Genomic DNA, 21,659 nt, shown 5'->3' with positions numbered 1-21,659 from the left:
GCTTCGCGCATGCGCAACGGCGGCTAACTCGCGGCCCGGCCGCTACGCCGCTTCGCGGCGGACCCTCCTCGAGGTCGGGTCGTGCGGGGCTGGGAATGCGGTCATGGCGGACTTAATGGGTGCCATGTGGCTGGGAGCCCGGCAGGTGGGGGCCTCAGGTGGTGCTGTGTGGCTGGGAGTCCGGTGGGTGGGGGACTCGAGTGGTTGTTCGGGTCATGGTGCCTGAATGAAGTCGTTGAGGTTGGTTCTGATGTAGTCGAGGACGCGTTGTTCGAAGTCTTCTGGTTCGTTGATGTCGTAGATCTCGTCGGGGTCGTCGGCGCGGTCGCCGGTGGGGCGGCGGATCTGGTCGGGTTCGGCGAGGGTGCGGTGTTCGTCGTCGAAGAAGCGGTCGAGGGGGTCGTCGGGGGAGTTGGGGGAGGCGTCGCGGGCGGCGAGGATGGCGGCGGCGGCCAGGCGTGGCATGCCTGCGGCGCGCAATGCTCTTGTGGCCCAGGGGAGTTCGGTGCGGCGGGTGCGCAGGTAGGTGCTGAAGCCGGAATCCAGGACGGTGGAGTGCAGGCTGGACAGGGCCAGCAGGTGGGCGAAGGCGGGTGGGAGTTCGCCGAAGGCGCCGATTCCGGTGCGGTGCAGATCGTCGGTGGCCGGGTTGGCCCAGAAGACGATGTCGGCGGCGTCGTGAATGCTGTCGACCTCGGCCAATGCCTCGGTCAGCTTGGCGCGCGCCTGCGCCGGGAAGCGGTAATCCATGCGAGCAGGGTAGTCGCGGACTAGGCGGGCACCTCACCGCTCAGCTCGACACCCGCGTCGCGCAGGGTGATGAGCGCGGTGGCGGTGGTTTCCGGGGCGACGCCCGCGGTGAGGTCGAGCAGGACGGTGGTGTCGAAACCGGCGGTGCGGGCGTCGAGGGCGGTGGCGCGTACGCAGTGGTCGGTGGCGATGCCGACCACGTCGACGTGGTCGATGTCGCGGGCGCGCAACCAGTCGGCGAGGGTGGTTCCGTCGGCCGACGCGCCCTCGAAACCCGAATAGGCGGCGCTGTATTCGCCTTTCGAGAACACCTCTTCGACCAGTCCGGTATCGAGAGCGGGATGGAAATCGGCGCCAGGTGTACCGACCACACAGTGTGGCGGCCAGGAGTCGACGTAGTCGGGGTTGTCGGAGAAGTGGGCGCCGGGGTCGACGTGCCAGTCCCTGGTCGCCACGATCGCGTCGTACTTCTTCGCGGCGACATGGGAGCTGATGGCCGCCGCGACCCTCGCGCCGCCGCGCACGGCCAGCGATCCTCCCTCGCAGAAGTCGTTCTGCACATCCACGATGACCAACCCGCGCATCACACCGTCCTCCCGATCATTGCGTCCATACCATTGTCCCCTGGTGTTTCCGAGGTGTCAGCCGAGGAAGGTGGTCGGGATGGCGGGCTCGCCGTCGGAGAGCTTGAGGCCCTCCCACGGCAGGCTGACCAGACCCTGCGCGACCAGTTCCCGGCTGCGCGCGAGCGTCGCCACGCCGTCTACCGTTTCACCACCGCGCACCAACGGAACCTGGAGCTCACGTACCTGAAAACCGTTGGTGGACGGTGCTTCCCCCGCCGCCGGGTAGATGATCTCCTCGACGATGGTCCCGGTGGCCCGCGCCAGCCGCACCGCCTTCTTCGCCCCGCCGCGCGACTCCTTGTGGCTGCTGCGTTTGGCGACCGGGATCCCGTCGACCTCCACGAGCTTGAACACCATGCCCGCCGTCGGCGCACCGGAACCGGTGACCAGGGAGGTGCCGACGCCGTACACGTCGACCGGTTCGGCGCGCAGGGCGGCGATGGCGTACTCGTCGAGATCACCGGAGACGACGATGCGGGTACCGGTGGCGCCGAGCGCGTCGAGCTGATCGCGCACCTGGCGGGCCAGCACACCCAGCTCGCCGGAATCGATCCGCACACCACCCAGTTCGGGCCCGGCCACCTCGATGGCGGTGGCGACACCACGGGTGATGTCGAAGGTGTCGACCAGCAGTGTCGTTCCGATGCCGAGCGCCTCGACCTGGCTGCGGAAGGCGGCTGCCTCGTGTTCGCCGTCGGCGCCGCTGTGCAGGAGGGTGAAGGCGTGCGCGCTGGTGCCCGCGCCCGGCACACCGAAGCTGCGGACCGCCTCGAGGTTGGAGGTCGCGTCGAAGCCGGCCAGGTAGGCCGCTCGCGAACTCGACGGCGCGGCCAGTTCGTGGGTTCGTCGCGAACCCATCTCGATCATCCGGCGCCCGGCCGCGGCGCTCACCATGCGGGCGGCGGCCGAGGCGATGGCGCTGTCGTGGTTGAAGATCGACAGGGCAAGCGTCTCGAGCACCACGCATTCGGCGAAGCTGCCGCGCACGGTGAGGATCGGCGAACCGGGGAAGTACAGCTCGCCCTCGGCGTAGCCGTCGATATCGCCGGTGAAGCGATACTCGCGCAACCAGTCGACGGTGGCCGGGTCCAGGAATTTCTCGGCGATCGCCAGCTCCTCGGCGCCGAACCGGAAGCGGGTGAGGGCCTCGAGCAGCCGCCCGGTCCCCGCGACGACGCCGTAGCGGCGGCCGTGCGGCAAGCGTCTGGCGAACACCTCGAAGGTGCACCGCCGCTGCGCCGAACCGTCGGCGAGCGCGGCGGCGAGCATGGTCAGTTCGTACTGGTCGGTCAGCAGCGCGGTGCTCGCTGACCCGTCACGGATCTGCACACCCGAAACTCTAGTCACGGCGGGTGTTGTATCTGGGTGGCCTCGTCGTACCCTGGGGTTTATGGCCCTGTGCAATTCCGTTCGAGCCGGCGCCGTCACCGACGCCGTGAACGCCGCACTGTCGGCGCCACAGGCGACGCCGGAGGCTACCGAATACACCGAGATCCTGGAGGCCGAGGACCGGCCGTGGGTGACCGTGGTGTGGGACGACCCGGTGAATCTCATGCACTACGTCACCTACATATTCCAGAAGCTCTTCGGCTACAGCAAAGCCAAGGCGACCGAATTGATGCTGCAGGTACACAACGAGGGCAAGGCCGTGGTGTCGTCGGGTTCGCGCGACAAGATGGAACAGGACGTACGCCGCCTGCACGCGGCGGGCCTGTGGGCAACGATGCAGCGCGACGACTGAGCCTGAGTAACCTGGCCCTGTGCGCAAGTGGAGCAGAAAGAACTCACTCGGTGGTCTCAAGCTTCGATCCGAAATGGACGAGCACGAGGCCACGGTGTTGCGCTCCCTGGTAGCGGCGGTCTCCGGCCTGCTCGCCGACCGCGCCGCCGAGTCGCCCGAGGACGAACTCGCGGCGCTGACCGGGCTGCGCACCGGCAACACGACCCCGCCCGACGACCCGCAACTGCTGCGCCTGCTGCCCGATTTCCACCGCGCCGAACCCGGTTCGCCCGACGCCAAACGCGCCGACCTCAACAGTGCGCTGCGCAGCCTGCACGAACCCGAGATCATCGACGCGAAACTGGCCGCGGGCCGGGTGGTGATGGACAGCTGCCCCGAGGACGGCGGCAAGATCGTGCTCACACCCGAGCAGGCCGACGCCTGGCTCACCGCGCTCACCGACGTGCGCCTGGCACTGGGCACCCTCCTCGACATCGACGACGACACGCCCGACCACTTCGACCCCGATGATCCGCGCGCCCCGCATCTGGACGTCTACCACTGGCTGACCTGGATGCAGGATTCGCTGCTGCAGGCATTGGCGCCCTGATGCGCGGCGCTCCCGGTCCACGCAACGCGATCACCGACGTCACCGGTGTGCTCGTCGGTCATCATCAGGTGCTCGACGACGAGGTGAGCCTCGGGTCGGGTGCCGCGACGGGGTGCACGGTGGTGCGGTTGCCCGGCGGGGCGGTCGCCTCCGTCGACGTGCGTGGCGGCGGGCCGGGGACCCGCGAAACCGACCTGCTCGACCCCGCCAACACCGTGCGCCGCGTCAACGCGGTGCTGCTCACCGGTGGCAGCGCCTACGGTCTCGCCGCCGCCGACGGGGTGATGCGCTGGGCCGAGGAACACGGCGAGGGCATCCCGATGAGCCCGACCGACCCGAGCCTGGTGGTGCCGATCGTGCCGGGCGCGGTGATCTTCGACCTGCCGGTCGGGGCGTGGGACATCCGCCCCGACGCGGACTTCGGTTTCCGCGCCGCCGAGGCCGCCTCGACGGACTTCGCGCGGGGAACCGTCGGCGCCGGGGTGGGTGCGCAGGCGGGTGCGCTCAAAGGCGGAATCGGTTCGGCCAGTGTGGTTCTCGACAACGGAGTCACCGTCGGCGCGATCGTCGTCGCCAATCCGGTCGGTTCGGTGGTCGACCCGCGCACCGGACTGCCGTGGGGCGCGGGCACCGACGGCCCCGACTTCTTCGGCCTGCGTCACGGCACGCCCGCCGAGCTCGCCGCCCTGGCCGCACTGCCGGGGAAGAGCACTGTGCTCAACACCACGATCGGCGTCGTCGCCACCGACGCGATGCTCGACCCGGTCGGTTGCCGCAGGCTGGCGGCCACCGCTCACGACGGCTTGGCCCGCGCCATCCGGCCCGTGCACTCGCCGCTCGACGGTGACACGCTGTTCGCGGTGTCGACCGGAGCCGTGCAGGTTCCGTCAGGTCCGCTACCTGCGGCTTTTCCGTCGGATCTGCTGCTGCTCGACGAGTTGTGCACCGCCGCGGCGGTGGTCGTGGAACGGGCCGTCGTCGATGCCGTCCTCGCTGCCACCTCTGTCGCGGGCATCCCCGCCTACCGCGACTTGTTCCCGCGCTGAACCCGGCGCACAGGCGGGACCGGAATTCGGTCGGGCGGAATACCCGAATAGGGTGTGGGCGTTGTGCCGGATTGTGGAAAGGGTCGACAAGTGCTGGTGATCAGAGCCGATCTCGTTGACGCGATGGTTGCCCACGCGCGCGCCGACCATCCCGACGAGGCCTGCGGCGTGATCGCGGGCCCCGAGGGCAGTGATCGCCCCGAGCGCTTCGTCGCGATGCTGAACGCCGAACGCTCCCCGACGTTCTACCGGTTCGATTCCGGGGAACAACTGCGGGTATGGCGGGAGATGGACGACGCGGACGAGGTGCCCGTCGTCGTGTACCACTCGCACACCGCCACCGAGGCCTACCCGAGCCGCACCGATATCTCCTACGCCGGCGAGCCGGACGCGCACTACGTGCTGATCTCCACCCGCGACCCGCACGAACACGAACTGCGCAGCTACCGCATCGTCGACGGCGAGGTCACCGAGGAACCGGTGCGCATCGTCGAGTCCTACGACGCCTGACAACCCCAGAACAAGTCACCACCCCGAGGAGTCCCCATGCCGGTAACCGTGTCCATCCCGACCATCATGCGTGGTCTCACCGGAGGTGAGAAGCGAGTCCAGGGCGAAGGCGACACCCTGTCCGCGCTCATCGACAACCTCGAGGCCAACCACCCCGGGCTGGCCGAGCGGCTGCTCAAGGACGGCAAGCTGAACCGCTACGTCAACATCTACGTCGACGACGAGGACGTGCGTTTCGCGGGCGGGCTCGACGCGGAGGTCCCGGCCGGAGCGTCGGTCACCATCCTGCCCGCGGTCGCCGGCGGCGCGTGACCTCGTGGCCCGCTACGAATCGCTGATCGCGACCCTCGGCAACACGCCGCTCGTCGGACTTCGCACCCTCTCACCACAGTGGGACGGTGACGATCACGTCCGGCTGTGGGCCAAGCTCGAGGACCGCAACCCCACCGGGTCGATCAAGGATCGCCCCGCGTTGCGGATGATCGAACAGGCCGAGGCCGACGGGCGGCTCACGCCCGGCTGCACCATTCTGGAACCCACCAGTGGCAACACCGGGATCTCGCTGGCCATGGCGGCCAAGCTCAAGGGGTACCGGATCGTCTGCGTGATGCCGGAGAACACCTCGGTGGAGCGACGTCAGCTGCTCACCATGTTCGGTGCCGAGATCATCGATTCGCCGGCCGCCGGTGGGTCGAATCAGGCTGTGGCGCTTGCCAAGCAGATTGCCGAGGAGAACCCCGACTGGGTGATGCTGTATCAGTACGGCAATCCGGCCAACGCACTCGCGCACTACGAGACCACCGGGCCCGAACTGCTGGCCGACCTGCCCGAGATCACGCATTTCGTGGCGGGACTCGGCACCACCGGAACCCTGATGGGCACCGGGCGCTACCTGCGTGAGCAGGTGCCGGACATCGAGATCGTCGCGGCCGAGCCGCGCTACGGCGAACTGGTCTACGGCCTGCGCAACATCGACGAAGGCTTCATTCCCGAGCTCTACGACGAGAAGGTGCTCACCACGCGGTTCTCCGTCGGCCCGTACGACGCGGTCCGCCGCACCAGGGAGCTCGTCGGCGAGGAGGGCATCTTCGCGGGCATTTCGACCGGGGCGATCCTGCACGCGGCACTCGGGATCGCGAAGAAGGCGCAGAAGGCGGGCCGTCGCGCCGACATCGCCTTCGTTGTTGCCGACGGTGGCTGGAAGTACCTGTCGACGGGGGCTTACGACGGCACGCTCGACGAGGCCGAGGAGCGGCTCGAGGGTCAGCTCTGGGCGTAGTCGCCGCAGGTGTGGAGCCGGGTGCGTTTGTGAACGTGCCCGGCTCTTTCCGTCGGTTCGATGGGATCTATCGGAGCAATGCGAAGGGCGTGCGGCGGTACCCTCGTGGGGTGGGCGACGTCGGCCCGGCCGTTTGGAGGCGATGACAGTGAGCGGTGGGGTTGGGGCCTCGTTCGATCCGGAGCGCGTTCGTGGACTGAGCAGTGGCGGTTCGTCCGGGCGCCGCGGCGGTTCGGTGGTGTCGGCCGCGGTGGGGATCATCGGGTTCGTGGTCGCGCTGTTCCTCATCGAGGGCGTCGACATGGTGCTCTCCTACGATCGTCCGCCCGGGGCGGCGAACGAACTCGACGGCGCCGGGATCGAACCACGCCAGGTGAGTGGCCTCGACGGGATCCTGTGGGCGCCGCTGCTGCACGGCGGGTGGGACCACCTGCTGGCCAACAGCCTGCCGCTGCTCGTGCTCGGGTTCATCGTGCTGCTCTCGGGGATCGGGCGCGGTATCGCCGCTACGGCGATCATCTGGGTGATCGCGGGGGTGGGGACCTGGCTGACGGGGCAGACCGGCAGCGTGCACATCGGTGCGTCCTCGATCGTGTTCGGGTGGCTCACCTATCTGATCTGCCGTGGATGGTTCGCGCGCAATGTCGGGCAGATCGTGGTGGGGCTGGTGATCTTCCTGATCTACGGGTCGATGCTGTGGGGTGTGCTGCCCACGGACCCCCGAATTTCTTGGCAGGGGCATCTTTTCGGGGCGGTGGGTGGAGTGCTGGCGGGCTGGGTACTCTCTGGTGATGAACGTCGACGCCGCCGTGAAGCATCGGTCGGCCGCGCACTACCAACGCGGTAACCGGGGATCCGGTCTGGAGAATGGGGGGATCCTGCAGTGAGTACCAGCCCGTCGTGGCAGCATGAGGGCATGCGCCTTACCGTCCTCGGGTGCTCGGGCAGTGTGTCCGGCCCGGACTCCCCAGCGTCGGGGTACCTGTTGACCGGCCCGGATATGCGTCCGACCGTCATCGACTTCGGCCCGGGCGTGTTCGGCGCACTGCAGAAGCACCTGAACCCCGGCGATGTCGACATCTTCCTCACGCACCTGCACGCGGATCATTGCCTCGACCTGCCTGCCCTGCTCGTGTGGCGTCGATACCACCCCAATCCGCCCACCGGCAAGGCCCTGGTCCGAGGCCCGTCCGACGCGGCCTTACGCATCGGCAACGCCTCGGCCGAGATCGGTGGCGAAACCGACGACTGGTCCGACGTGATCGACTCCCAGGCGTGGGCCGAGAACGTCCCCGTGCCGTTCGGTCCGGGGCACACGGTCGAAGCGCGCCGCATGTACCACCCGCCGGAGTCCTACGGTCTGCGCATCACCGCCGCGAGCGGCCGCGTGTTCGTCTACACCGGTGACACCGCCATGTGCGACGCCGTCGTCGAACTCGCCCAGGGTGCCGACGTGCTGATGGCCGAGGCGTCCTGGACCCACGATCCCGCGAATCGTCCTCCGGGCATTCATCTTTCGGGCACCGAGGCGGGCGAGATCGCCACCCGCTCGGGCGCCAAGGAACTGCTGCTCACCCATATTCCGCCGTGGACCTCGCGCGAAGACGTCATCGCCGAGGCCAAGGCGGCATTCGCGGGACCGGTCCACGCGGTCGCACCGGGCGAGACCTTCGACCTGTAGCGCCACGGCCCCGGCACCTCGATGAGGGGCCGCGAACACGGACGCACGCCGACGGGCATAATCCCTACCGTGTCGAGACGAGCCGATGGTAGGGCGGATGACGAACTCCGCGAGGTCAAGATCACCCGAGGATTCACCTCGCACCCGGCCGGGTCGGTGCTGGTGGAATTCGGGCAGACCAGGGTGATGTGCACCGCCAGCGTCACCGAGGGGGTGCCGCCGTGGCGGCGCGACTCGGGCCTGGGCTGGCTGACCGCCGAATACGCGATGCTGCCCGCCGCCACCCACACCCGCAGCGGGCGTGAGTCGGTGAAGGGCAAGGTCGGCGGCCGCACCCAGGAGATCAGCAGGCTGATCGGGCGTTCGCTGCGCGCGTGCATCGACCTGGCCGCACTCGGCGAGAACACCATCGCCCTGGACTGCGACGTGCTGCAGGCCGACGGCGGCACCCGGACCGCGGCCATCACCGGCGCCTACGTGGCGCTCAGCGATGCCGTCACCTACCTGGCCGCGGCGGGCAAACTGGCCGACCCGCAACCGATTTCGTGCATGATCGCCGCGGTGAGCGTTGGCGTCGTCGACGGCCGGGTGCGGCTGGACCTGCCCTACGAAGAGGATTCGCGTGCCGAGGTCGACATGAATGTGGTCGCCACCGACACCGGAACCCTCGTCGAGATCCAGGGCACCGGCGAAGGCGCCACCTTCCCCCGTTCCACCCTGGACAAGCTGCTCGATTCGGCGCTGGTCGGTTGCGAGGAGCTGTTCGCGATCCAGAAGGCCGCCCTCGCCCTGCCCTACCCGGGCGAGCTGCCCGAACCGGCGGGGAAGAAGTAGCCGTGGGCACGCGCGTGCTGGTCGCCAGCCGAAATGCCAAGAAGCTGAAGGAATTGCGCCGCATCCTCGACGACGCGGGGGTAGCCGGGATCGAACTGGTGAGCCTCGACGACGTGCCGCCCTACGAGGAGGCCCCCGAAACCGGCGCCACCTTCGAGGAGAACGCGATCGCCAAGGCGCGGGACGGTGCTGTCGCGACCGGAATGCCCTGTGTGGCAGACGATTCCGGTATCGAGGTGGATGCCCTCAACGGGATGCCCGGCGTGCTGTCGGCCCGTTGGTCCGGGCGCCACGGTGACGATGCCGCCAACAACGCCCTGCTGCTCGGTCAGCTCGGCGACGTCCCAGACGAACGGCGCACCGCCCGCTTCGTCTCGACGTGCGCCCTAGTCCTGCCCGACGGCACCACCACGGTGGTCCGCGGCGAATGGCCCGGCACCATCGCCCGCGAACCGCAGGGCGAAGGCGGCTTCGGCTACGACCCGCTCTTCCACCCGGACGGCGGTCCCCGCAGCGTCGCCGAACTCACCCCCGCCGAAAAGGACGCCGCCTCCCACCGCGGCCGTGCCCTCGCACAGCTCCTCCCGGCACTGGCCGACCTGGCCTGATACCAGATCACCACGCTCTGGTGGCGGACGCTACTCGCGAATCGCCGCCACCGGAGCGTGGTGATCGTTTGTCCGGGGTCAGAGGTTGTACTGGGCTTTGACGTCTTTGGCGTTGCGGTGCTCGACGAAGAAGGAGAGCAGGGGGATGGTGCCCGCGATGAGGGTGCCGACGGTGCGGGCGATGGGCCAGCGGACCTTCACCGCGAGGTCGGCGGTGACCAGCAGGTAGGCGAAGTACACCCAGCCGTGCACGAGCGCGATCCAGCGCGGGGTGTCCATGCCGAAGCCGTACTGGGCGATCATCTCGGCGGTGAGCAGCAGCAGCCACAGACCGGTGAACCAGGCGAGGGCGCGATAGCGCAGCAGGGCCGAGGCGATTTTGGCGTTGTCCGCCGGTGCGCCGGTAGCCGGTTTGTCCAGCGACGGTGCGGTGGTGTTGTTGTCGGTCACCCGGCGTTCCTCTCAGGGGCGTGCAGACCGGCGGCCTGCGCATCGATATCGCTGGCGTGCAAACTCGCCAGGTACTGGTTGTAGGCGGCGGTCTCGGGATCGTCCGCGGCGGTGGCCTTGGGCCGTTCGGGCAGGATCCCGGCCGGGATCTCGCGCGGCGCCTCGACCTTGTCCCGGCGCGGCGGGGCGGGCTCACCGGCCTCGCGTTCGAGCCGCACGAATCGGAAGTACGCGAACACCGCGAACACCGCGAACAGCGGCCACTGCAGCGCGTACCCGAGGTTCTGTCCGGTGCCGGTCGCCGAGTCGAACCGTTCCCACTGCCACCAGGCCAGCGCGAGACAGCCCAGCGCCACCACGATGACCAGCGCGATCAGCGCGGGCCGGTTGTACGCCGGGCGGTTCGGTGGAACGGACACGACACCCACGGTACCTGCCTACTACACGGTGCGTAGGAGCAGGTCGCGGCCACAAACCCCGTCGAGGCCGACGTCACAGCTTCGCTGTATTTTTGGAGCGCTGGCGCGCTCGAGTTCGCGGCCCCGCAAGTCCCGACGATCAGGCACCGTGGCTTGCTCCTTCGTCGCCTACGCCACGGCGCCTGATCGTCGGGACGGCCGCGAACCGCCGCTGCGCGGCGGCCCCTCCTCGAGGTCGGGGCGTGTGAGGCCGGATAGGCGGTGAACGCGAGTTATCGCAGGGCGCCGGCGCGGAAGGTGTGGCGGTAGGTGGTGGGGGAGACGCCGATGGTGGTGGCGAGATGCTGGCGCAGGGAGGCGGCGGTGCCGAGGCCGGACTCGGCCGCGACGCGGTCGATGGGCAGGTCGGTGGCCTCGAGCAGATGACGGGCGAGGTCGACGCGCTGGCGGGTGAGCCACTGGCCGGGCGGGAGGCCGGTTTCCTCGCGGAAGCGGCGGCAGAAGGTACGCACACTCATCCGGGCGTGAGCGGCGAGTTCGGCCAGTGACAGGGCGCGGTCGAGGTGGGTGAGCGCCCAGGCGCGGGTATCGGCGGTGCTCGCGGTCCCCGATTCGGGCATCGGCCGGTCGATGAACTGGGCCTGACCGCCCTCGCGCCACGGTGGCACGATGCACAGCCGCGCCACCCGGTTGGCGACGGCGCTGCCGTGGTCGCTGCGCAGCAGGTGCAGGCACAGGTCGATGCCGGCCGCGCTGCCCGCGGCGGTGAGGATGCGCCCGTCGTCGACGAAGAGCACGTCGGCGTCCATGCGCACCCGGGGGAACTCACGGCGGAACCGTTCGGCCTGGTTCCAGTGGGTGGTCGCGGGGCGTCCGTCGAGCAGTCCGAGGGTGGCCAGCACGAACGCCGACGTGCAGAAGCTGACGACCCGGGTCTGCGGCCGTCGCAACGCGTCGGCCACTTTCGGTGGCAGGCAATAGGTTTCGTGGTCGTCGCATTCGGTGAACGGCGGGATGACGACGATGTCGGCGTCGTCGAGCGCGCTCGCGTCCCAGGGCACCGCGATCGTGTAGTCGGCGTTGGTTCGCACCGGTGCACCGTCGAGGCTGCAGGTGCGGATCTCGTAGAGCGGGCTGCCGTCGTCGGCCACCGCTGTCCCGAAGATGCGGGCCGGGATGCCGAGTTCAAAGGGATACACGCCGTCCAGGGCCAGAACCACCACGCGCTGCATGGCAAGATCCTTGCACATATTGGCTTCCCTGCCACTCGTCGCGGTCGCCGGCGCGCGGCATTGTCTTTCCTGTACGGAAACGGCAACGCGCACAGAAGGAATCGACATGCGGGCAATCGGACAGGACACCTTCGGCGGACCCGAGGTGCTGCGGGTGATCGAGCGCGACCGGCCGGCACCCGGACCGGCGGAAGTGCTGATCAGAGTGCACGCGGCGGGCGTGAACCCCACCGACTCGTGGCATCGCGGCACCGGCGGACTGCGCGGCGCCGTCACCCCTCTCGGCTGGGACGTGTCCGGTGTGGTCGAGGCGGTGGGTCTCGGCGTCACGGTATTCGCCCCCGGTGACGAGGTGTTCGGCATGCCACGGCACCCGCATCCGGCCGGAACCTACGCCGAGTACGTCACCGCGCCTGCTCGCCATCTCGCCCACAAGCCCGCGAACCTGAGCCATCTCGAGGCGGGCGGTCTGCCGCTGGTCGCGCTCACCGCGTGGCAGGCGCTGGTCGACACCGCTGACGTGCGGCCGGGGCAGCGTGTGCTGGTCCACGCCGCGGCGGGCGGTGTCGGTCAGGCGGCGGTGCAGATCGCCAAAGCGCGTGGTGCCCATGTCGTCGGTACGGCGCGCGCGGACAACCACGAATTCGTCCGCGGCCTGGGCGCCGACGAGGTTATCGACTACACCACAATGGCTTTCGAGGAAGTAGTCCGCGACATCGACGTGGTGGTCGACACCATCGGCGGCGAATACGGCCCGCGCTCCCTGCGCACCCTCCGGCCCGGCGGCATCGTGGTCTCCCTCGCCTCACCCGCCGAGGCGGCGCTCGCCGACATCGCGCGCCCGCTGGGCCTGCGGGCCCAGTTCATGATCGTCGAGGCCGACCGCGCGGGCATGCTCGCGATCGCGGATCTGGCGCGCGAGGGCGCCCTGCGTGTGCACGTGGACACCGTGGTGCCGCTGGAGTCGGCGAGCAAGGCGCACGAGATCGCCGCCACTCAGCGCACGCGCGGCAAGATCGTGCTCGAGGTCGCTCAGAACTTGTAGGCGATGCCGGTCATCCGCTCCGATTCCTCCCACAGGCGCCGCAACAGTTCGGGATTGCGCGACAGCGCACTCGACGGGCACGCCTCGACCGGACCCTGCGACTGCATGAGCCGGTTTGGACCCCAGTAGACGGTGGGATCGGCGTCCGGTTCGGTCGCGGCGAACAGGGTGGAGTGGGCGGCCTTGGCGGGCGGGTGGCCGACGAGGCGGATGACCGGCTTGCTCACCCGGTCCAGCAGGGTCTCGGTGCGGGCGAACAGGTCGGTCGCCGAGACGCCGGGGTGTACCGCGTAGGACTTCTGCTTCGCACCCGCTTCGCCGAGGCGGCGCTGCAATTCGCGGGCGAACATGAGGTTGGCCAGCTTCGCCTGGGCGTAGGCGAGATTGCGCTGGTAGCGGCGGTTCTCGTAGTTCAGGTCGTCGATCCAGAGCTTGGGGGTCTGCTTGTGGGCGATGCTGGCCAGGGTCACCACCCGGTCGCGGACGCGGTCGAGCAGCAGACCGGTGAGGGCGAAGTGACCCAGATGGTTCACCCCGAACTGGGTCTCGAACCCGTCGGCCGTCCGCGAGAACGGCACGTTCATCAGGCCCGCGTTGTTGACGAGCACATCGAATTCGCCCTGCTGTTCGGCGAATTCGCGCACGGAGGCCAGGTCGGCCAGGTCGAGGGCGGCCACCCGTACGTCGCCGGGAATGGCGGCGGCGATCGGTTCGGCCTTCGCCTTGTTGCGACAGGCCATGATCACGGTGGCGCCCTTGGCGGCCAGCACCTTCGTGGTCTCGGCACCGAGGCCGCCGTTGGCGCCGGTGATCACGAAGGTGCGGCCGGTCTGGTCCGCGATGTCAGCTGGTTTCCATGCCATGCCCCGACCTTACTCTCGAGTAAGATCGATCGGTAGTGGTCAGCCGAGCAACCCGGCCAGCGTACGGGCGCACGCCGGCTTGCGCAGCTTGGTCATGGCCTTCGCCTCGATCTGCCGGGCGCGCTCCCGGGAAACCCCCAGCTGTGAACCCACTTCCTCCAGCGTGCGGGCCTCACCGCGATCGAGGCCGAAACGCAAACGGATGACATCGGATTCGCGCTCGGTGAGCACGGCCAGCGCCGCCTCCACATACCCGCCGAGCATCCGGTCGGACACCAATTCGGCGGGTGAGGGCGCGGTGTCGGGTAGCACCGAGCCGAGTTCGGTGTCCTCCCCGAGCGGTGTCTGCAGCGACACCGGTTCCGCCTCGTGACGCAGGGCCGCCGTCACCTGGGCGACGGTGAGTTCGGCCCGCTCCGCGATCTCCTCGGCGGTGACCGCCCGGCCGAGCTCGTGGGTCAGCGCGCGACGCACCCGCACGACTTTGTGCAGTACATCGGCCACATTGGACGGCAGCCGGATGGTCCGCCCCTGGTCGGTGAGCGCGCGACCGATGGACTGGCGGATCCAGTAGGTGGCGTAGGTCGACAACTTGAGCCCGCGCCGGTGGTCGAACTTGTCCACCGCGCGCATCAGCCCGAGTGTGCCCTCCTGGCACAAGTCGAGCAGCGACATCCCGGTGTTGGTCGGGAAGCGACGGGCGATGGACACCACCAGGCGCAGATTTGCCCGAACCATATGGTCTTTCGCGCGCTGGCCATCGATCACGCTGCCCTGCAACTCCTTCCGTCGTGACGCGGAGAGCTCCACTCCCGCCGAGGCGTTCTCGTCGAGCTCCGTGCGGGCCTCGACACCCGAGGCGATGCGCGCGGCGAGGGCGTATTCCTGCTCGGCCGTCAGCAGGGGCGTGCGGCTGATGGCGGTGAGGTAGTCGCGGATGGGATCGGCGGTGACGGTCAAGGAGTGCTCCCGTTCGGCGAAGGAATGTCGCTCGCGGCGACGGACACAAACTTAGGACCAACCTAAAAATATGTCAAGAACAATTTTGGGACGAGTTCAGTTACGCTGAGAACATGACTACGCAGCAGGGGTTACGGGCCAGGAAGAAGCAGCAGACCAGGGAACAGATCTCGCACCGCGCTACCGAGTTGTTTCTCGAACGCGGCTTCGACAAGGTGACGATCGCCGAGATCGCCGCGGCCGCTGACGTGGCGAAGATGACCGTCACCAACTACTTTCCGCGCAAGGAAGACCTGGCCCTCGACCTCGGCGCGGCCTACGTCGAACAGCTCGCCGCGATCGTGCGCGATCGTGCCCCCGGCCAGTCCGCACTGGCCGCCCTGCGCGGCGCCTACCTCGCCGCCGTGGCCGCCCAGGACCCCGTGATCGGCTTCAGTGGCGCGCCGTTCGCGAAGATGATCACCGACAGCCAAGCCCTCACCGCCCGGTTACGGGAGTTCCACGACGAGCGGGAGGCGGCGCTGGCCCGCGCACTCGCCGGGGAGACCGCCGCCGCGCCCGACGACATCACCCCTCGGGTAGCCGCCGCACAACTGGCAGGCGTGCACCGCGTGTTGTTCGAGGAGATCCTGCGTCGCACCCTCGCGGGCGAGTCGGGCGACGAGATCGCCGCTGCCCTCACCGATTACGCCGAGATCGCCTTCGACGCGCTCGAACCGGGGCTGGCCGGGTACGCCGTGCGCTGAGATATCGGTCCGATTGCTGCCGTGTCACTGGGCTCCCGCCGGGCGCGGCAACGCCCATACTGGGGCCATGCCGGATGGTGTTGCTGTAGACGAGCCCGTCGCGCCGATGAGCAAGACCAAGATCAATCTCGTATTCGCCACGGTGGTGCTCGGCATGCTGATGGCAGCGCTCGACCAGACCATCGTGTCGGCCGCGCTGCCCTCGATCGTCGCCGATCTCGGCAGCGCGGGGCACATGGCCTGGGTGGTCACCTCGTACCTGCTCGCCGAGGCCGTCGCGACCGTGCTCGCGGGCAAACTCGGTGACCTGTTCGGTCGCAAACTGCTGTTCCAGATCAGCGGGATCATCTTCATCGCCGGTTCCGCGCTGGCGGGCATGGCGGGCGGCATGGCGATGCTGATCCTCGCGCGCGGCATCCAGGGTGTCGGTGCGGGCGGGCTGATGGTCACGTCGATGGCTTTGATCGCCGACACCATTCCACTGCGCGAACGCGGCAAATATCAGGGCGCGCTCGGCGCGGTCTTCGGCATCACCACCGTCCTCGGTCCCACCCTCGGCGGGCTGTTCACCGACCATGCGAGCTGGCGGTGGTGCTTCTATGTGAACGTCCCGGTGGTCGTCGTGATGCTGGTGATGGCGGCGCGGACGCTGCCGAAACTCGCCGCCCGCAGCCGGCCGGTGATCGACTACCTCGGCATCGGCCTGGTCGCCGTCGGTGTGTCGGCGCTGATCCTCGGGCTGGAATTCGGTGGCAACGAGTATCCGTGGGGTTCCTGGCAGATCATCGGGCTGTTCGTGCTCGCCGTCGTGCTGCTCGCCGCGTTCGTCCGGGTGGAGAACCGGGCGAAGGAGCCGATGCTGCCGATGCGGTTGTTCCGCAGCCGCGTGTTCACGGTGTCCTCGGTGCTCAGTTTCATCGTCGGTTTCGCCATGCTCGGCTCGATGACCTACCTGCCCGCCTACCTGCAATACGTCGACGGTGTGTCGGCGACGGTGTCGGGTGTGCGCACATTGCCGCTGGTCGTCGGCCTGTTCATCACCTCGATCTTCTCCGGTCAGGTGGTCGGCAAGACCGGCCGGTACCGGTATTTCCCGATCGTCGGCATGGCCGTGCTCGCCGTCGGCCTCGGTTTGATGTCGACGATGGACCGGCACACCAGCGTGTGGCTGGAATCGCTGTACATGCTGATTCTCGGCGCCGGCCTCGGGCTGGGCATGCAGGTGCTCACCATCGTCGTGCAGAACACCGTGCCCTATGCCGACCTCGGCACCGCGACCTCCGGTGTCACCTTCTTCCGCACCCTCGGCAGCGCGTTCGGCACGGCGGTGTTCGGCACGCTCTACAGCAACGAGAGCAGGACCGCCCTGGCCGAGGCGATGCGGGAGGCGCCGAGCGTCCCGCCGGAGGCGGTGGCGAACCCGAAACTGCTGCGTGAGCTGCCGGTCGAGCAGACCGCACCGATCGTCGACGCCTACGCCCGCTCGATCGACCATGTCTTCGCCTGGGTGGTTCCGGTGGCGCTACTCGGTTTCGTCGTCGCCTGGTTCCTGCCGCAGGTGCGGCTGCGCGACAGCGCGCGCCACGGTGCGGGTGATGTGGGGGAGGGGTTCTCGGTGCCGGACTCGCACGACCGGGTGGTGCAGCTGGAACGCTCGGTCGCGGCGACCGTGCGCAAGGCGCGGGCGAAGGGCCCGATCATTCCCGAACTCATCGCCGCGTCGGGCAGCCGGCTGAGCCCGGATACCGCGTGGGCGCTGGGGCAGGTGTACCTGTACGGCAAACAGGACATGCCCGCCACTGTGTACGGCATCGCCTACCGGCACCGGCTCCCGGTCGAGGTGCTCGCCCCGGTCTTCCGGCAGGCGGCCGACGAGGGACTGCTGCACACCGAGGCGGGGACGCTCACCCTCACCGACTCGGGCCGCGGCGAGGTCGACACCTTGCGGGCCGGCTGGCGGCGCTGGCTCGGGGACCGCCTCGACGACTGGAACTGCGAGGACCCCACCGATAGGGCACTGCTCGACGAGGCACTGTCGAAGATCGCCGCGAAACTCCTCGACGAAGGCGCCGACCACGATCGGGGAGCCAAGGTCTATACCGGTTGACCGCTCCTTGTCACCGATTACTCGTAGACGTATATTCGTAGACGAGTAAGGAGGCGGGCGTGGCGACGAAGCGCAAGGTGAACAATCTGCTGGCCCTGGCCGTGCTGTCGGTCATCGTGCAGCGCCCGATGCACCGCTACGAGATCGCCGCGACCCTGCGCGCGCAGGGCAAAGACCGTGACATGGACATCAAGTGGGGTTCGCTGTACACGGTCGTGCAGAACATGGCCAAGGCCGGTTTCCTCGAGGTCGTCGGCAGCGAGAAGGAGGGTGCGCGGCCCGAGCGGGTGATCTACCGGATCACCGACGCAGGCCGCGCCGAAATGGCCGACTGGACGCGCGAACTCCTCGCCGAACCCGAACCCGAACATCACCGGTTCACCGCCGGTCTGTCGATCCTGGCGATCCTGCCGCCCGACGAGGTGATCGACCTGCTCGGTACCCGCGTCGCCAGGCTCGAGGAAACCATCGCCCGGATCAAGACCGAACTCGGTGCGCTCACCCTGCCACGCCTGTTCCTCGTCGAGACCGAATACGGCCTGGCGATGCTGGAAGCCGAGGCGCGCTGGGCACGCGCGCTGCGCGAGGAACTGGTGGCGGGCTCGTTCGACGCACTCGACCAATGGCGTCAGTGGCATGCAGACGGCATGCCTGCCGAAAGAACACCCGCGGAGAGGAGCGCGGACTAACCGACCATGCGAAGACCCCGAGCTCGGTGGCGTGCGGCAACACCCCACCGAGCCCGGAGAACCGTCCCGAAACCAGGCGCACCCGGCCTCGAGGCTGGCAACCACAGGATAGCTGGGTGACGTCGGAAATCCCGATCTGGAGATCACCCATGTCCATTCATTCCGCCCTGATCATCGGCGGCGGCATCGCCGGACCCGTCGCCGCGACCGCCCTGCGCACAGCGGGCATCGACGCCCACGTCTACGAGGCCTATTCCGGCCCGTCCGATGGCATCGGTTCCGGGCTGGCGCTGGCACCCAACGGCATCGCCGCGCTCGACATCCTCGGCGCCGGTGACCCGGTGCGCCGGATCGCCTCACCCGTATCCGGGATGCGCCTGCGCGTCGGTGGCCGCATGCACGAGGTCCCCACGCTGTCGGATCAACCACCGCTGCAACTCGTCGACCGCGGCGAGCTGCACCGCGCACTGCACGACCATGCCGTCGCCGCCGGGGTGCCGTTCACCTACGACAAGCGCCTGATCGGTGTCGACGAGCACGGCGACGGCGTCACCGCGCACTTCGCGGACGGGTCGAGTGCCACCGCCGACATCCTCGTCGGCGCCGACGGCATCCGTTCCACCGTCCGGGGTCTGATCGATCCGTCCGCACCCGGTCCCCGCTATACCGGCATGCTCGGGTTCGGGGCGCAGGTCGACTTCGACATCGATGTCCCCGACGACACCATGGTGTTCGCCTTCGGCGCCAAGGCCTACTACCTGTACTGGAAAGGGGCCGACGGTCGGATCGCGTGGGGCGCGAATCTGCCGAGTAAGCAGTACCTTTCGTTCACCGAGGCCAGGGCGAAATCACCCGAGTACTGGCTGCGGATCCTGCGCGACACCTACGCCCCAGACACTCCTGGCGGCGAATTCGCCCGTCGCACAACGGCCGACACCCTCGAGATCACCGGAGCGCTGCACATCATGCCGCCGGTGCCGCACTGGTATCGCGATCGGCTGGTCCTGGTCGGCGATTCGGTGCACGCTCCGTCGAACAGTTCCGGTCAGGGTGCGTCGCTGGCCATCGAGAGTGCCGTGCAACTGGCCCGCTGTCTCCGCGATATCGACTCGCCCACAGCGGCTTTCGCCGCCTATGAACGGTTGCGGCGGGCGCGGGTGGAAGGCATCACGGCCCGTGCCGCGAAGGTCAATCGCAGCAAGACGCCGGGCCCGATCGCCCGCAAGGTGATGAACGCCGTCATGCCGCTCATGGTGCGAACGGTGATGAACCCGGAGAAGACGATGGGCGCCGAACGTCGCTACCGCATCGACTGGGACGAGCCGGTCCAGCGCGAAATCGCCTCGACAGCAACCTGATCCGTGCGCGGCGCTCGGCTTCAGCGCCGCGATGCTCGCAGACGCAGGATGCGGGCGGACTCCTCGTCTGCGGGCAGGAACGCCTCGAGATGGAGCTCGGCGAGGGTGACATCGGTCGCGGTGGCGAACGAGGTGAGAGTGGTGATCAGGCGGAGGTCGCCGTCGTCGGTGCGCAGATGCAGTGGGACGGCGAAGCCGACGTGGTCGGGCCCCACGGCGGCGGTCGGCAGATACCCCGACAGTTCCTCGATGAGCGCGTCGACGGCGGGGTCGGGGGTGTGGGCGGCCCGGCTGCGCAGTGAGTCGATGATGTGCCTGCCCCATTCGGGCAGGTTGCGCACCCGTGGCGCCACACCGTCGGGGTGCAGCGCCAGCCGCAGTACGTTCATCGGCGCCCGCAGCAGATGGTCGGCCACGCCCTCGGTGAACAGGTCGAACGCGGCATTGGCCGTGACCAGTTCGCCGCGCGGGCGGGCGACCAGCGCCGGATACGGCAGGTGCCCGTCGAGAACAGCGGTGAGCGCTTCGCGCACCGGCGCCAACTCCGGTGCGGCCAGATCGCTTTCGGGAAATACCGGGGCGAAACCGGCGGCCAGGAGCAGGTTGTTGCGGTCGCGCAGGGTCAGCTCGAGTGATTCGGCCAGCCGCACCACCATCGTGCGACCCGGCTGGGACCTGCCCTGTTCGAGGAAGCTCAGGTAGCGCTGGCTCGTCTCGGCACGAATCGCGAGGTCGAGCTGGCTGACCCGGCGCAGGGTGCGCCAGTGCCGCAGTTGCGGACCGAAGGCGGTGCTGGTCTGCGCGATCGTCATGGTGCGAGTCAACCGCGCACGAGTCCCCCGCGCCATTCCCGGGAGGGAATGAACTCCGACCCCCGATGCGCCAGTCGTTCATTCCCCGCAGGGAATCGCTCCGCGCCGCCTGGCTCGACAGAGTTGTCGCCATGAGCAACAACGACATCGCCACCCGCTACGTGGCCCTCTGGAACGAAGCCGATCCCACCACCCGCCGCAAGATGATCGAGGAGCTGTTCGCGGTCGACGGTGCGCAGTACCTGGTCGACCCACCCGCCGAGGCGCGAACGGCCGCAGCCGATCTCGCGATACCGGCCCCGCCGCTCGCGGTGCACGGCTACGACGCACTCGACCGCCGGGTCAGCCGCGCCTACGAAATGTTCCTGGTCGACGGCGAATCCGTCTTCGCGGCGGCCGGGCCCGCCGTGGAACTGCCCGCGGGCACCGTCGGTGTGGCGTGGACGATGAACCGCCGCGACGACGGCACCACCCAGGGCGGCGGCTTCGACCTGCTCGCCCTCGACTCCGACGGCCGCATCGTGACCGACCACCAGTTCATCGAGGGATCACGGTAGCTGCCGTATCAGGGGCGCGGGCGGCGGACCAGGGCGCGCGCGACCAACTCGAGCGTCACCGCCACCGCACACGCCTCCGACAGCATCAACCCGATCAGCACGAGCACCTGAACCGCACCGGCCTGCGCGGCGGACCCGCTGGTGAGCAACACGCCGATGAACGCGCCGGGCAGGGTGACCAGCCCGACCGTTCGGGCTTGGTCGACACCGGGGATGAGCGCGTCGGTCGCCGCGCCCGTGAGCACCATCTTGCGGGCCGGGCGATCGGTGAATCCCAGACTCAGGGCCGCCTCCACCTCACCCCAGCGCTGGCCGATGGCATCGAGCCCGCGCCGGGCCGCCAGCGAGGTGGAGGTCATGGTGCCGCCCAGCAGGATGCCGCCGATCGACACCAGCGTGACACCGTGGATCGGCACCGCGCCGCTGAGCAGGGTCGCCGGCATCACCGCCGCGATCCCGGTCGCGACGGCCAAGCCGAGCCAGATCCCGGAGCGGCCCGCCTGCGCCCGCCGGACGGCGGTGAACACGGCCGCGCCGAACATGACAAGCAGCACGAGCGCGGCCGACCACAGATGCCGGAGCGCGGCCGCGAGAATCAACGCGATCAGACCCAATTGCAGCACCGCACGGAACGCGGCTCTCGGCACCACGAACGGCGAACCGATTCCGGTGAACCGGTACACCAGCGCCGCCGCGAGCACCATGCCCACGCACAGCACGATCAGCGCGACGCTCGGTTCCACCGTCATCAGCGAAC

26 protein-coding genes are annotated in these 21,659 nt (G+C 68.9%); 16 read left to right on the top strand and 10 right to left on the bottom strand.

The window, feature by feature from the left end; all coding sequences use genetic code 11:
• Nucleotides 1–213 precede the first annotated feature (213 nt).
• The 3 genes from AB0F86_RS29475 to AB0F86_RS29465 are packed head-to-tail and all read right to left on the bottom strand — an operon-like array spanning nt 214 to nt 2,723.
• Complete coding sequence (locus AB0F86_RS29475; RefSeq protein ID WP_225282646.1) at nt 214–750, bottom strand: hypothetical protein; 537 nt, start codon at nt 748–750, stop codon at nt 214–216.
• Between the two features lie 20 nt (nt 751–770).
• Nucleotides 771–1,334, bottom strand: coding sequence for a nicotinamidase (locus AB0F86_RS29470; protein ID WP_356987577.1), 564 nt, complete (start codon nt 1,332–1,334; stop codon nt 771–773).
• A 57-nt stretch (nt 1,335–1,391) separates the two neighbouring features.
• Nucleotides 1,392–2,723 carry a nicotinate phosphoribosyltransferase gene (locus AB0F86_RS29465; RefSeq protein WP_356987576.1) on the bottom strand — a complete coding sequence of 444 codons (1,332 nt, stop codon included), beginning with the start codon at nt 2,721–2,723 and terminating at the stop codon, nt 1,392–1,394.
• 43 nt (nt 2,724–2,766) lie between these two features.
• Between AB0F86_RS29465 and clpS the strand changes: the two genes are divergently transcribed.
• The 10 genes from clpS to rdgB all read left to right on the top strand — a co-directional run bounded on the left by clpS (nt 2,767) and on the right by rdgB (nt 9,664).
• Nucleotides 2,767–3,117, top strand: coding sequence for an ATP-dependent Clp protease adapter ClpS (clpS, locus tag AB0F86_RS29460; RefSeq protein ID WP_067498269.1), 351 nt, complete (start codon nt 2,767–2,769; stop codon nt 3,115–3,117).
• Between the two features lie 19 nt (nt 3,118–3,136).
• Nucleotides 3,137–3,706 (top strand): DUF2017 domain-containing protein, encoded by a 570-nt coding sequence (locus AB0F86_RS29455; protein ID WP_067645003.1) that lies wholly within the window; start codon nt 3,137–3,139, stop codon nt 3,704–3,706.
• A complete protein-coding gene (locus AB0F86_RS29450; protein WP_356987574.1) occupies nt 3,706–4,752 on the top strand; it encodes a P1 family peptidase in 1,047 nt (348 codons plus the stop codon). Before AB0F86_RS29455 ends, AB0F86_RS29450 begins: the two co-directional genes overlap by 1 nt.
• A gap of 90 nt (nt 4,753–4,842) precedes the next feature.
• Entirely contained in the window at nt 4,843–5,262 is a 420-nt protein-coding gene (locus AB0F86_RS29445) for a M67 family metallopeptidase (RefSeq protein ID WP_225282643.1), read from the top strand.
• Nucleotides 5,263–5,298: 36 nt separating this feature from the next.
• Nucleotides 5,299–5,574, top strand: a complete 276-nt coding sequence (locus AB0F86_RS29440; protein ID WP_067498283.1) for a MoaD/ThiS family protein — start codon at nt 5,299–5,301, stop codon at nt 5,572–5,574.
• 4 nt (nt 5,575–5,578) lie between these two features.
• Nucleotides 5,579–6,541, top strand: a complete 963-nt coding sequence (locus tag AB0F86_RS29435; RefSeq protein ID WP_225282642.1) for a cysteine synthase — start codon at nt 5,579–5,581, stop codon at nt 6,539–6,541.
• 142 nt (nt 6,542–6,683) lie between these two features.
• Entirely contained in the window at nt 6,684–7,388 is a 705-nt protein-coding gene (locus tag AB0F86_RS29430; protein WP_225282609.1) for a rhomboid family intramembrane serine protease, read from the top strand.
• A 69-nt stretch (nt 7,389–7,457) separates the two neighbouring features.
• Nucleotides 7,458–8,222 carry a cyclic nucleotide-degrading phosphodiesterase gene (locus AB0F86_RS29425; RefSeq protein ID WP_225282610.1) on the top strand — a complete coding sequence of 255 codons (765 nt, stop codon included), beginning with the start codon at nt 7,458–7,460 and terminating at the stop codon, nt 8,220–8,222.
• A 69-nt stretch (nt 8,223–8,291) separates the two neighbouring features.
• Nucleotides 8,292–9,056: a ribonuclease PH gene (rph, locus tag AB0F86_RS29420; protein ID WP_067498292.1), complete on the top strand. Its 765-nt coding sequence runs from the start codon at nt 8,292–8,294 to the stop codon at nt 9,054–9,056.
• Nucleotides 9,057–9,058: 2 nt separating this feature from the next.
• The gene (gene rdgB, locus AB0F86_RS29415; RefSeq protein WP_356987570.1) at nt 9,059–9,664 is read left to right on the top strand and encodes an RdgB/HAM1 family non-canonical purine NTP pyrophosphatase; all 606 of its coding nucleotides are present in this window, start codon (nt 9,059–9,061) and stop codon (nt 9,662–9,664) included.
• A 78-nt stretch (nt 9,665–9,742) separates the two neighbouring features.
• On the opposite strand, the gene AB0F86_RS29410 is transcribed toward rdgB, so the two are convergent.
• The 3 genes from AB0F86_RS29410 to AB0F86_RS29400 form a co-directional block, all read right to left on the bottom strand.
• Nucleotides 9,743–10,084: a DUF3817 domain-containing protein gene (locus AB0F86_RS29410; RefSeq protein ID WP_067644990.1), complete on the bottom strand. Its 342-nt coding sequence runs from the start codon at nt 10,082–10,084 to the stop codon at nt 9,743–9,745.
• A gap of 26 nt (nt 10,085–10,110) precedes the next feature.
• Nucleotides 10,111–10,533: a transcriptional regulator gene (locus AB0F86_RS29405; protein ID WP_225282612.1), complete on the bottom strand. Its 423-nt coding sequence runs from the start codon at nt 10,531–10,533 to the stop codon at nt 10,111–10,113.
• Between the two features lie 272 nt (nt 10,534–10,805).
• Nucleotides 10,806–11,765: a helix-turn-helix domain-containing protein gene (locus AB0F86_RS29400; RefSeq protein ID WP_357171750.1), complete on the bottom strand. Its 960-nt coding sequence runs from the start codon at nt 11,763–11,765 to the stop codon at nt 10,806–10,808.
• 106 nt (nt 11,766–11,871) lie between these two features.
• Between AB0F86_RS29400 and AB0F86_RS29395 the strand changes: the two genes are divergently transcribed.
• On the top strand, nt 11,872–12,810 hold the full coding sequence (locus AB0F86_RS29395) for an NADP-dependent oxidoreductase (protein WP_356987467.1): 939 nt from the start codon (nt 11,872–11,874) through the stop codon (nt 12,808–12,810).
• Here the strand turns inward: AB0F86_RS29395 and AB0F86_RS29390 are convergent.
• Complete coding sequence (locus AB0F86_RS29390) at nt 12,798–13,673, bottom strand: oxidoreductase (RefSeq protein ID WP_356987469.1); 876 nt, start codon at nt 13,671–13,673, stop codon at nt 12,798–12,800. The two genes, AB0F86_RS29395 and AB0F86_RS29390, sit on opposite strands and share 13 nt — an antisense overlap.
• A 39-nt stretch (nt 13,674–13,712) precedes the next feature.
• A complete protein-coding gene (locus AB0F86_RS29385) occupies nt 13,713–14,633 on the bottom strand; it encodes a sigma-70 family RNA polymerase sigma factor (RefSeq protein WP_356987471.1) in 921 nt (306 codons plus the stop codon).
• 113 nt (nt 14,634–14,746) lie between these two features.
• On the opposite strand from AB0F86_RS29385, the gene AB0F86_RS29380 reads away from it, so the two are divergent.
• The 4 genes from AB0F86_RS29380 (at nt 14,747) to AB0F86_RS29365 (ending at nt 19,533) form a co-directional block, all read left to right on the top strand.
• Nucleotides 14,747–15,379: a TetR family transcriptional regulator gene (locus AB0F86_RS29380; protein ID WP_356987472.1), complete on the top strand. Its 633-nt coding sequence runs from the start codon at nt 14,747–14,749 to the stop codon at nt 15,377–15,379.
• Nucleotides 15,380–15,446: 67 nt separating this feature from the next.
• Nucleotides 15,447–17,486 (top strand): MDR family MFS transporter, encoded by a 2,040-nt coding sequence (locus AB0F86_RS29375; RefSeq protein WP_356987474.1) that lies wholly within the window; start codon nt 15,447–15,449, stop codon nt 17,484–17,486.
• A 59-nt stretch (nt 17,487–17,545) separates the two neighbouring features.
• Nucleotides 17,546–18,175 (top strand): PadR family transcriptional regulator, encoded by a 630-nt coding sequence (locus tag AB0F86_RS29370; protein WP_225282619.1) that lies wholly within the window; start codon nt 17,546–17,548, stop codon nt 18,173–18,175.
• Between the two features lie 149 nt (nt 18,176–18,324).
• Nucleotides 18,325–19,533, top strand: a complete 1,209-nt coding sequence (locus tag AB0F86_RS29365; protein WP_356987476.1) for an FAD-dependent monooxygenase — start codon at nt 18,325–18,327, stop codon at nt 19,531–19,533.
• A 20-nt stretch (nt 19,534–19,553) separates the two neighbouring features.
• On the opposite strand, the gene AB0F86_RS29360 is transcribed toward AB0F86_RS29365, so the two are convergent.
• A complete protein-coding gene (locus AB0F86_RS29360; RefSeq protein WP_356987478.1) occupies nt 19,554–20,345 on the bottom strand; it encodes a helix-turn-helix transcriptional regulator in 792 nt (263 codons plus the stop codon).
• A 131-nt stretch (nt 20,346–20,476) separates the two neighbouring features.
• Here AB0F86_RS29360 and AB0F86_RS29355 point away from each other — a divergent pair, with 131 nt between their 5' ends.
• A complete protein-coding gene (locus tag AB0F86_RS29355; RefSeq protein ID WP_356987479.1) occupies nt 20,477–20,902 on the top strand; it encodes a hypothetical protein in 426 nt (141 codons plus the stop codon).
• A gap of 8 nt (nt 20,903–20,910) precedes the next feature.
• Here the strand turns inward: AB0F86_RS29355 and AB0F86_RS29350 are convergent, their stop codons facing one another.
• Entirely contained in the window at nt 20,911–21,651 is a 741-nt protein-coding gene (locus AB0F86_RS29350; RefSeq protein WP_356987481.1) for an ABC transporter permease, read from the bottom strand.
• Nucleotides 21,652–21,659: the final 8 nt, after the last annotated feature.

It is taken from the genome of Nocardia sp. NPDC023733 (assembly GCF_040639775.1).
GTDB classification, from domain to species: domain Bacteria; phylum Actinomycetota; class Actinomycetes; order Mycobacteriales; family Mycobacteriaceae; genus Nocardia; species Nocardia rosealba.
The sequence above is the reverse complement of the archived record's forward strand: the minus strand, read 5'-3'. Positions and strand labels throughout refer to the sequence as shown.

Bases quoted from the DNA above. Each gene is read 5' to 3' on its own strand.
- AB0F86_RS29475 (WP_225282646.1), bottom strand. From the start codon at position 750: ATGGATTACCGCTTCCCGGCGCAGGCGCGCGCCAAGCTGACCGAGGCA.
- AB0F86_RS29470 (WP_356987577.1), bottom strand. From the start codon at position 1,334: ATGCGCGGGTTGGTCATCGTGGATGTGCAGAACGACTTCTGCGAGGGA.
- clpS (WP_067498269.1), top strand. From the start codon at position 2,767: ATGGCCCTGTGCAATTCCGTTCGAGCCGGCGCCGTCACCGACGCCGTG.
- AB0F86_RS29450 (WP_356987574.1), top strand. From the start codon at position 3,706: ATGCGCGGCGCTCCCGGTCCACGCAACGCGATCACCGACGTCACCGGT.
- AB0F86_RS29440 (WP_067498283.1), top strand. From the start codon at position 5,299: ATGCCGGTAACCGTGTCCATCCCGACCATCATGCGTGGTCTCACCGGA.
- AB0F86_RS29430 (WP_225282609.1), top strand. From the start codon at position 6,684: ATGACAGTGAGCGGTGGGGTTGGGGCCTCGTTCGATCCGGAGCGCGTT.
- AB0F86_RS29425 (WP_225282610.1), top strand. From the start codon at position 7,458: ATGCGCCTTACCGTCCTCGGGTGCTCGGGCAGTGTGTCCGGCCCGGAC.
- AB0F86_RS29400 (WP_357171750.1), bottom strand. From the start codon at position 11,765: ATGCAGCGCGTGGTGGTTCTGGCCCTGGACGGCGTGTATCCCTTTGAA.
- AB0F86_RS29395 (WP_356987467.1), top strand. From the start codon at position 11,872: ATGCGGGCAATCGGACAGGACACCTTCGGCGGACCCGAGGTGCTGCGG.
- AB0F86_RS29390 (WP_356987469.1), bottom strand. From the start codon at position 13,673: ATGGCATGGAAACCAGCTGACATCGCGGACCAGACCGGCCGCACCTTC.
- AB0F86_RS29380 (WP_356987472.1), top strand. From the start codon at position 14,747: ATGACTACGCAGCAGGGGTTACGGGCCAGGAAGAAGCAGCAGACCAGG.
- AB0F86_RS29375 (WP_356987474.1), top strand. From the start codon at position 15,447: ATGCCGGATGGTGTTGCTGTAGACGAGCCCGTCGCGCCGATGAGCAAG.
- AB0F86_RS29365 (WP_356987476.1), top strand. From the start codon at position 18,325: ATGTCCATTCATTCCGCCCTGATCATCGGCGGCGGCATCGCCGGACCC.
- AB0F86_RS29360 (WP_356987478.1), bottom strand. From the start codon at position 20,345: ATGACGATCGCGCAGACCAGCACCGCCTTCGGTCCGCAACTGCGGCAC.
- AB0F86_RS29355 (WP_356987479.1), top strand. From the start codon at position 20,477: ATGAGCAACAACGACATCGCCACCCGCTACGTGGCCCTCTGGAACGAA.
- AB0F86_RS29350 (WP_356987481.1), bottom strand. From the start codon at position 21,651: ATGACGGTGGAACCGAGCGTCGCGCTGATCGTGCTGTGCGTGGGCATG.